Raw genomic sequence first — 466 nt, forward strand, 5'->3', positions numbered from 1 at the left:
ACAACTGGAAAGCATACGAAAACTCAACCACGAGAAGAAAAATTCGTTGCTCTCCTACGTTTTACTCGTACACGCTATCAGTTGATTCGTCAGATGACCGAAGCCCAGCAGCACTACGTGGAAAATCTTTATTACAAGTGCAACACTCTTTCGAGTGACTTAAAAGCTGAAAATATAAGCACCTCTGTGTTTAGTTCAACGATGATTCAATTAATGAATGGCGATATTTCAATGGCTGAGATTCGGACAATGAATAGCGTTGAGCTAGCTGCTTTACTTCAAAAGTTTGGGCGAGGACGCTTTAAAGATCCTGTCAAATTAGCTAAAGTCATTAGAAAGTCTGTCTCAGACTCTTATCGCTTAGGCAAACTAGCACAAGACAGTATTGATATCAATCTAGGTGTTCAAATGCGTGTTATACGTGGATTTGAACAAGAAATAAAAATCATTGATAAAGCCATTGAGA

Annotated in this window: 1 pseudogene; it reads left to right on the forward strand. The window is 38.6% G+C overall.

What is annotated here, in order from left to right:
• Positions 1-93 precede the first annotated feature (93 nt).
• A pseudogene (locus tag ACYQ2O_RS12820) lies at positions 94-466 on the forward strand (IS110 family transposase); the annotation flags it as partial.

Source organism: Alkalibacterium sp. m-11, from assembly GCF_054658155.1.